This is a genomic window from Roseivivax sp. (genome assembly GCF_054552075.1).
Window position 1 is genome coordinate 136,907 of record NZ_JBTOLZ010000008.1, and the last position, 8,837, is coordinate 145,743.

Annotated in this window: 4 protein-coding genes; 1 reads left to right on the plus strand and 3 read right to left on the minus strand. The window is 69.7% G+C overall.

Annotated features, from left to right (window positions below):
• Positions 1–23 precede the first annotated feature (23 nt).
• The gene (gene ectA / locus ACX938_RS08900) at positions 24–557 is read right to left on the minus strand and encodes a diaminobutyrate acetyltransferase (protein ID WP_370634931.1); all 534 of its coding nucleotides are present in this window, start codon (positions 555–557) and stop codon (positions 24–26) included.
• Between the two features lie 352 nt (positions 558–909).
• On the opposite strand from ectA, the gene ACX938_RS08905 reads away from it, so the two are divergent.
• The gene (locus tag ACX938_RS08905) at positions 910–1,419 is read left to right on the plus strand and encodes a MarR family winged helix-turn-helix transcriptional regulator (protein WP_232753933.1); all 510 of its coding nucleotides are present in this window, start codon (positions 910–912) and stop codon (positions 1,417–1,419) included.
• A 715-nt stretch (positions 1,420–2,134) separates the two neighbouring features.
• Here the strand turns inward: ACX938_RS08905 and ACX938_RS08910 are convergent.
• Together ACX938_RS08910 and ACX938_RS08915 are read right to left on the minus strand one after the other, a co-directional pair.
• Entirely contained in the window at positions 2,135–6,421 is a 4,287-nt protein-coding gene (locus ACX938_RS08910; RefSeq protein WP_459430782.1) for a translocation/assembly module TamB domain-containing protein, read from the minus strand.
• Positions 6,418–8,226, minus strand: coding sequence for an autotransporter assembly complex protein TamA (locus tag ACX938_RS08915; protein WP_459430783.1), 1,809 nt, complete (start codon positions 8,224–8,226; stop codon positions 6,418–6,420). The genes ACX938_RS08910 and ACX938_RS08915 overlap by 4 nt, the downstream gene beginning before the upstream one ends.
• Positions 8,227–8,837: the final 611 nt, after the last annotated feature.

Sequence of the window (8,837 nt, forward strand, 5' to 3'; positions counted from 1 at the left end):
TCGGTCGCGAGGATGCGCGCGGTTCAGGCCGCGTTCTGCGTGATCGCCTCGCGGAAAGTGATCGTGACCATGTGTTCGGTCGCGTGCTCACCGTTGAAGTGGGTGTCGCGGGTGAAATGCGCCTCGGATTCGAGGATCGCGTTGTTCTTGTTCGCGAACTTGGTGAAGAGGGCCCAGGACGCCTCGTTGTCGAGCGTGATGGTGGTCTTCATCCGCTTGCAGTCGGAGGCTTCCTCGCGCGCCATCAGCGCCGAGAGCATCCGCGTGCCAAGCCCGATGCCACGGGCCTTCGCGGAGACCGCAACCTGCCAGACGAACATCGAATCCGGGTCCTGCGGAGTGATATAGGCGGAGATCCAGCCGACGATGTCGCCGTCCAGTTCGGCCACCACGCAGGTGTCACGGAAGTGGTCTGCCTGCAGGAGGTTGGCATACATCGAGTTCTCGTCGAGCGGCTTGCACTCGCGGATGAGCTCCCATATCGCGGCGCCGTCCTCGCGGACGGGCTTGCGGAAGGTCACGGTGCCCTTGGTCTCGGTGTCTTGCAGTCTCTGCACGGGTCTGGCCCTCTGGTCTTTCGTCATTTGCTTAGTGTGGCTAAATATAGAGGCCGTGCCTCATACTTCAACCTGCTAAGTAATTTTCTTCTGAGGGCGCTGCGCACCCCTGTCGGACAGGCCAAAACTGGCGTAGGGCAGCAAAAAATCGAGCTGAAAAGCGCCCGCGGAGCGATCACAAACCCGTGATAATAGGCTTTTTCAAAGATTGTCGGCGAAATCATCTTGTGGCAAAGCATAGTAAGCCTAACTAATTGTCATGTTCGATGAACCGGCAATGCAAACTATCGCGGGGCGCTGCACCTTGCTTGGACGCAAGGACAGGGGCCGCGGGACGAAGACGGAACTGACGATGGACCGCACCGACACGAGTCTCGTTGCTCTCAGGCGCATTCTGCGTGCGACCGAGCTTTACGGTCGCGACCTCGCGCGCGACGTGGGGCTGACCGCGGTGCAGCTCAGGGTCCTGCAGATCGTCGCCGAGAAGGGCAATTGCCATCCCTCCGAGATCGCCACCCGCATGGGCGTCAGCCAGGCGACGATCTCGGTCATCATCAAGAAGCTCGAGGCGCTGGGCGTCCTGGCCCGCCACCAGTCGGTCGGCGACCGCCGCCAGATCGACCTGACGGTGACGCCCGAGGGTGCCGAGCGGCTGACATCCGCGCCGGACGCGCTGCAGCAGCGCTACGTGCAGAAGTTCGAGGCGATGCCCGACTGGGAGCAGTCGATGATCGTCTCGGTGCTGGAGCGCGTGGCCAACATGCTCGACGACGGCGAATACGACGCCTCGCCGGTGCTGGCCATGGGCGAGATCGCCCGGCACGACACCGCACCCGCACGTCGGAAGATCGCGAATAGCTGAGGGGGGTGTGGCGGGCCGCTGTGGGGCAGCGGGGCGCTGAAGGGGCAGGGGGAGCTTTGCCGCAGGGCCGAGCAAGCCGAGGCCGTTGAACGCGCAAGCCGCACAGCCAAACAGCAGACAAATCGCTAATAACTGAGAGCCGCAACCGTGCGCCGCATCGGGCGAGCAAGTTGCAGGTCTGAGCGCAGAGGATGCGCGCCGCATTATGCGAGCACTTTGACGCTCCGCGCGCCTCGTGCGCGACCATTCCCCGTGAACAACGGCGACCACCCAAGTGCGGAGGGCGCGCGCCGGACCGGGGGCCGGCGCTACTGCCCTGTCCGCTAAGCACTTTATCCCAGCAAGGTCATTGCTCACTGTGAGCTAGGCACGCCGCCCCAAGGAGCGCCGGCCCAAGGGGCCGGTCCGGCGCGCGCCCGGCATCTTCGATGCTATTCGGGCGCAAGAGGGGCGCGGGTGGTGGCCGGATTTCAGGTGGGCCGAGGGGATGGTGCTGTCCGCCGCCGGACGTTCATCGCTTTTGGTTGGCAGGGTTCGGGTCTGTCAGGCGCAGGATGGGGGCAGGGAGCATCCCGCGCGGTTCCGGTCGACCGGGTGGCGGGCAGGCCATGCAAGTTCGGCCTATCGCTCGCGCGATCCAGCCCGCAACGCCCTTAACGCCCGCCAGCCTCCCCAGCCCTCACCCGGACCCATCCAAAACCAACCCAAGCCCCCCTCAATAATCCCGCTCGTAATACAGCCCCACGCCGGTGTTCCCCGTCGAAGACACCGTCCCCCGCGCGGTCACCGAGTCGGTAATCTCCAGGTTCAGGTTCACCTCGGTCTCCCCGGTGCTGTTCACCGTCACGTCGGTATAGGCGTTCTCGCCGATGTATTTCCCGACGCTGACCGCGGTGGAGCCGTCCTCGGAGGTCTGCAGGTCGAGGTTGTCGAGCCCGGTATTGGCCCGCAGCGTCTCGGTGATGCCGGGGCCCCCGCCCGAGAGCGTGTTGATCGCCGCGGCGATGCGCAGCGCCTGGAAGGCCGAGATTTCCGACAGGTCGCGGCCGAAGAGCAGCAGCGCCAGCACCTCTTCCTGCGGGCGATCGGGCGTCGAGGCGAAGCTGACCTCGGGGTCCGAGGCCGCCCCCTCGATCGTCACGCTGATCTGGGTGTCGCCGCTCTGGGTCAGCGCCACCACCCGCACGAAGGGATTGAAGTCGCCCTCGAGCGAGACCGTCGCCTCGTCCAGCTCGATGCGCTGGCCTAGGATGTCGAGCCGCCCGCGGATCAGCTCGAAGCGGCCCTGCGGCACGACGTTCTGCGTGGTGCCGCCGACGCGCAGCTCGCCGCCGACCTCGGCGTCGAGACCGCGGCCGCGGATGAAGATCCGGCTCGGGGCCGAGATCACCAGGTCGAGCCCGTAGTTCAGCCCGCCGCCGCTCTGGGTCTGTTCCTCGGGGCGTTCCACGAGGCCCGCGCGCTCCAGCGTGCGGCGCACCTCGGGGTTGGCGTTGCGGTGCTCGATCGGGAAGTCAAGCGTCTGGATGCCGCCGCCCGAGGGGATGCGCACCTCGGTCTGGTCCAGTTCCACCCGGCCCGAGAGCGTCGCGGTCGAGGCCAGCGGCCCGCTGAGGCGCAGCCGCCCGTCGAGGTCGGTCTGGTAGAGGCCCGGATCAGCGGCCACCACGTCGTCGAGGATGACGCTCAGATCGCCGTTGAAGGGCGCGGAGAGCGTCACCGGGCCGGTCACCCGGATGTCGCCACCCGAGGAGACATCGCTCCGAAGGTCGATCTCGGCCCGGCCACCGCCGAGGCGGATGTCGGCGTTGATGTCCTCGAGCGCGAGGTTCTGCGCCGGCAGGGTGAACTGCGCGCCGCGGGTGCTGACGAGGCCCGAGACGGCCTCGAGCCCCGGCGCGCCGTTCACGCTCAGGTCGAAATTGGCGGTGCCGCCCACGAGGTTCGGCGCGAGGAAGGGATTGGCCAGCCCCAGCGGCGCGGCGCCGGTCACATCCAGGTCGACCCGCGAGGCATCGGGCGCCAGGCTGCCCGAGACATTGGCCCGCGTGTCGCCCGGCGCGGTCAGCGCCGCATCCACGCGCCAGTCGCCGCCCGAGGTCTCTGCGCTGCCGCGCGCGGTGGCCGGGCCGGTGAAATCGGGCACGAAGAGGCCGAGGTTCGCCAGCGCCAGGTCGTAGTCGATGCGCCCGCCCTCGGCGCCATAGGTGCCGCTGGCATTGGCCTCGAGCTGCGGCGTGTCGAGGTCCAGCCGCTCGATGCGGAAGTTGCCCTCGGCGGTGCGCCCGCCGGTGAAGGACAGATCCGTCACCCCGCCGCGCAGGAGCTGATCGACCGGCGCGATGCCGGTGGCCAAGCTGGTCGCATCGGCGTCGAGCGTCAGATCGGCGGCCCCGCTGGTCAGGTCGTAGCTTCCCGAGGCCTGCGCCTCGATCGCGCCGGACAGTGCCTGCCCGGTCAGCCCCGCATAGGGGCGCAGCGTGTTCACCCGCAGCGCCAGCTCGCCCATGACCGACTGCGGCACCAGGTCCTCGACCCGCGCCGTGCCGTCGAGATCGGCCACCAGCCCGCCCGGCCCGTCGGCGTCGAGCGTGAGGTCCCAGTCTTCGCCCCGCTGCCGTGCGCTGCCGCGCAGGGTCGCGGCGCCGGACATGGCGGGCAGCACGTCGCCCAGTTCGCTCAGCCGCAGGTCGAGGTCGAAGGCGCTGTCGCTCTCGCGGTAGGCGCCCTCGGCGCTGGCGGTGATGCGCTCGCCGGCGATGCGCAGCTCGCGCAGAAGGATCGCCGCCTCGGAATAGGTACCGTCGACGCTGAAGCGCGTGCGCCCTTCGAGCAGCCGGTCGGCCTCGGCCACGCCGGTCAGCGGGTCTGTCACCGCGCCCGAGGCGTTGAGGCTGAAGACCGTCTCGGTCAGATCGGCGCTGCCCTCGGCGGTCAACTCCGCGGCGCCGCCCAGCTCGCGCCCGGCGATCCGGGAATAGGCCGAGAGGTCGTCCACATCGGCGGTCAGGCTGCCGCCCAGCGTGGTCAGCTGCCCCTCGACCAGTTTCAGCGCCGCGTCGACGACCGCCTCGGCGCCGCCGGGGCCCGCGAGGTCGCCGCTGATCTGCCAGTCCTCGCCGGCGTTGCGCGCGGTGCCGTCGAACTCCAGCGGACCGCTCAGCTCGGGCAGGATCTCGGAGATCTCGGCGATGCGCAGCGCCAGCTCGGCGTTGCCGGTCGCGCCGCCGAGCCGCCCGTTGGCCTCGAGGCTGGCCTCGGGCGCCGAGAGGTCCAGCGCGCGGATCAGGATGCCCGCCTCGTCGCGCCGGGCGCTGAGGCTGAGCGCGGTCTCCCCGTCAAGCAGCCGGTCGGCCTCGGGGATGCCGGTCACGAGGTCGGTGACCCGGGCGTCGAGGTCGGCATCGAAGGCACCCGAGATCGGCTCGACCCGGCCCTCGACGCTGGCCCGCGCGCCGCCGGACAATTCGCGCCCGGCCAGCGCGGAGAAGCGCGCGATGTCGTCGGTCTCGACGTCGAGCGCGCCTTCGATGGCGATGTTCAGATCATCGGTCAGCCCCGAGATGTCGAGCGCGCCCGCCAAGGCGAGCCCCGCGCCGTCGAGGTCGATCTCGGTCAGCCGCAGGGGTTCGTTCTCCTGGTAGGAAAAGCGCACCAGCCCCGAGAGCGTGCTGCCCACCGCCTCGGCCAGCGAGGGATCGGCGAAGGCCAGCGCCTCGGCGCCGAGGTCGAAGCGGCCCTCGACCCGGCCGATGGCGCTGCCGTCGCCGCGCGCCAGCGTGCCGTCACCGTCAAGGCGCAGGGCCTCCGCGGCCAGCGTCGGGCGGTCGAGCCCGGCGACGCGGATGTCGGCGCGCCAGCTTTCGCCCGCCTCGGCGTCGTATTGCACGTTCAGCTCGGCGCGGTCGACGCGGGTGACCTCGCCGGGGATCGGCAGCTGGATCGGCTGGCCGTCGCGCCCGGCGATGTCGCCGGTCAGGTCGATCAGGCGGGGCCATTTGTCGGGACCCAGCGCGATCTGCCCGTCGATGTTGATCGCCTCGGAGGCCAGCGACAGCGTGTCGATGTTGAGCGCGCCGCTTTCCAGGCTCTCGCCGGCCACTGCGAGGCTCAGGTCGGCGCCGAAGAAGGCGCGGTTCTCGGGCGACAGGAGCGGGCGGATGTCGCCCGCCAGATCGACGGTGAAGCCGGTGCCCGGGGCCTCGCCCTCGAGCGCGCGCACCGCGACCCGGCCCGCGAGCCGGTCCTGGCCTTCGGTGGCAAGCTGCAGGTCGGCGGCGAAATCCGACAGCGGGCCTTCACCCTCGACCGAGAGCGCCAGCGCGGGCTCGCCCGGCAGGCCGATCAGCCCGGCGACGATGCCGCCTTCGGGCTCATTGAGCGCGAGATCGACCGAGAGGGTGTTGCTCTCATTGGCGTAGGAGCTCTCGAGGGAGATCTCGCCCCCGCGGTCGAGCCGGTCTACCGAGAGCGCCACCTCGCCTTCGCCGCCCGCGAGGCTCGCCGAGCCTTCGAGCGCGATGACCGCCGCGGTGCCCATGACCGGCGCGCCGAGTTCGACCCGCTCGGCGGCGATCCGTCCGATCTCGACCGAGACGGGAAGCTCGGGCAGGGAAAAGGGCTTGGCTTCGGCCTCGGGCAGCTCTTCGGCAGCCTCGCCGCCCTGGGGCAGGCGCGGCATGAGGATTTCCTCGGCCACCAGCTCCTCGACCGAGACGCGGCCGCGCAGAAGCGCCGCGCGGTTCCAGTCCAGCTCGACGCCGCGCAGGGTCAGCCAGGGGCCCTCGGCGTCCGAGATGATCAGCTCTTCCAGCGAGGCCACCGAGGAGAGCGCCCCCTCGAAGCCCACGATGTCGACGTTGAAGCCTTCGCCCGAGAGGTTGTCCTCGATCAACGCCTCGAGGCGTCCGCGGTCGTCGGAGCCCTGGGCCATGAGCGGGGCAGGGGCGGCCAGGCCGAAGCCCGTCGCTGTGGCAAGGGTGAGGGCGGTCAGATGTCTCAAAAGGCTTGTCCGATCCCGATGTAGAATTGCACGCCGTCGCCGGTCTCTCCGCCGGCGGGGCCGGCCACGTCAAAGCGGATCGGGCCGATCCCGGTCTGGTAACGCACGCCGATGCCGGCGCCCGCGTGCCATTGGCCCGAGCCGTCATAGGCGCTTTCCGCGCCGATGTAGCCGGTGTCGTAGAAGCCCACGAGGCCGAGGTTCTCGGTCACGTCGCGGCGGTATTCGGCCGAGAGGCCGAGGAAGCTGCGCCCGCCGATCTCGTCGCCGCCGCCAAGTTCCACGGTCAGCGAGCGGAAGGGCTGGCCGCGCACGGTGCCGCCGCCGCCCGAGGTATAGAGGAAGTCCGGCGGCGCGTCGGTCAGCTCGGGCCCGACCACCGAGCCGAGCTGGATGCGCAGCGCCGCGACATTGGGGTCGTCTTCGCCGAAGCCCCAGTAGCCGCGGGCGTCGATGTCGAATTTCACGCCGTTGTCGGTGCTGTTCAGCCCCAGGAAGGGCGTCGCCGAGGCGGTGACGTAATAGCCGCTCTTGGGGTTCAGCTCGTTCGAGCGGGTGTCGTAGGTCAGCGTCCCGGGCAGGGTCAGCAGCAGGAACTCGCGGGTGCCGAGGTCGTCCTCGGTTTCGGAGTAGCGCAAGCCCAGGCCCAGTTCCGAGGTCAGCCGGTCCGAGAGCCGCCGGGTCGCGCCGACGCCGAACTCGGCGCGGTTGGAGAGATAGGTCGGCTCGTCCTCGCGCGACAGCGAGGCGCGGATGTAGCCGTCGGTCTCGGCGCCGTAGACCGCCGGGATGTCGAGCCGCCCGGCGATGGAATAGTCGAGCCCGCTTTCGGCGCTACCGATGTTGGAGATGTCGCCGTCGAAGCGCAGCCGCTCGGCGCCGCCGAAGATGTTGCGATGCAGCCAGAAGGCGGTGAGCGCGCCGCCCTCCTGGGTCGAGAGCTCGGCGCCAAAGCCGATGCGGCGGGGTTTGCGGTCGCTGACCGCGAGCCGCATGTCGAGCGTGCCGTCGGCGCGTGGCGTCTCGGCTTCGGTCATGGTGACCGAGGAGAAGGCCCCGGTGCGGCGCAGCCGGTTGACCACCCGCTCGACGTCGTCGGGATCGAAGCGCGCGCCCTCGGGAAAGCCCGCGATGCGCCGGATCGCGGCCTGGCGGACGTTGCTGTCTGTGGTGACGACCATCCGCCCGAAGTTGAGCCGCGGGCCGGGGTCGATGCCCACCGCCACATCGAGCCGGGCGATGTCGTGGAAGGCCACCGCGCGCTGGCTTTCGGTCCGCGCCTTGGCGTGGCCGCGCTGGCGCCAGCTTTCGATCGTGGCCGCGACCGCCTCGCGGATCACGCCGGTCTCGGCGGGCTGGCCGGGCGCGAAGCCCTCGGGCAGCTCGGTGCGGCTGTTGGTCGGGCTGATCTCTGCCTCGCGGAAGCGGAACTGCGGGCCGGTGTCGATGCGGATCACCGCGCGCGAGAAGCCCCGCGGCAGGTTCAGGAGCGCCAGCTCAGAGGCCTCCTGCCCGTCGAGCGCGATGCCCACGGTGCCGCTGTAATAGCCCGCGTCGTAAAGCGCCTGCACGGCGGTGCTGTAATCGGCCAGCGCCGCGGCGGCCACATCCTGGGGTGCCTCGATGCCCTCGGAGACCGCGACGGTCAGGCGCGAGAGGTTGGAGATCGCCGTCTCGATCCGGGTCTCGACCTCCTCCGAGGGGCCCTCGACGCGGATCTCGACATCCTCGAGCGCCGCCGCCGGCAGCGTCCAGAGCATCAGCCCCAGCCCCGAGACCGCGGCGCGTTTCACCCAATCCTGCACCAAGAGCACTCTCCCCCTCTGGGCCGGTCTGGCCCGGAATCGTCCCGAAGCCTATCGGCGCGGGCCCCGGGCTTCCAGCCTCGGGACCCGGCTCAGCGATCACATCTGGCTATGTGTCGCAGGGCAAGCTGGGGTTGGGAGGAGGCAGGGCAAGGGCGCGCGGCGGGGGAAAGTGACGCGGGGGGAGGTTGGGAGCGTGGATTGAGGAGGGCTTGGTTAGGAGCGATGGGAAAGGAGTTCGGGGCGAGCTGAGGGTTCCGGGAAAGGGGCGCTGGCTGGCTACATGATGTCATTAAGTGGCGTCTGCGCTGTGGCTTTGCGCAGCGGGTGCGTGAAGGCATTGAGTGGGACACTGGCCAAGGCTGACTAAGGACGCCGAAACAGAAGCATCCTGCAGGGCGGCACAAAGAAGCCTTGCCCGAACCCATTCTCCCTCCGAATAGAGCGCAACCTTCCCCAAAGCGCCCTTCTTGCGCCCGAATAGCACCGAAGGTGCCGGGCGCGCGCCGGACCGGCCCCTTGGGCCGGCGCTCCTTGGAGTGGCGTGCTTAGCGTGGAGCTAGCCCTGACCTTGTTGGGATAAAGCGCATAGCTCAGAGGTCAGAAGCGCC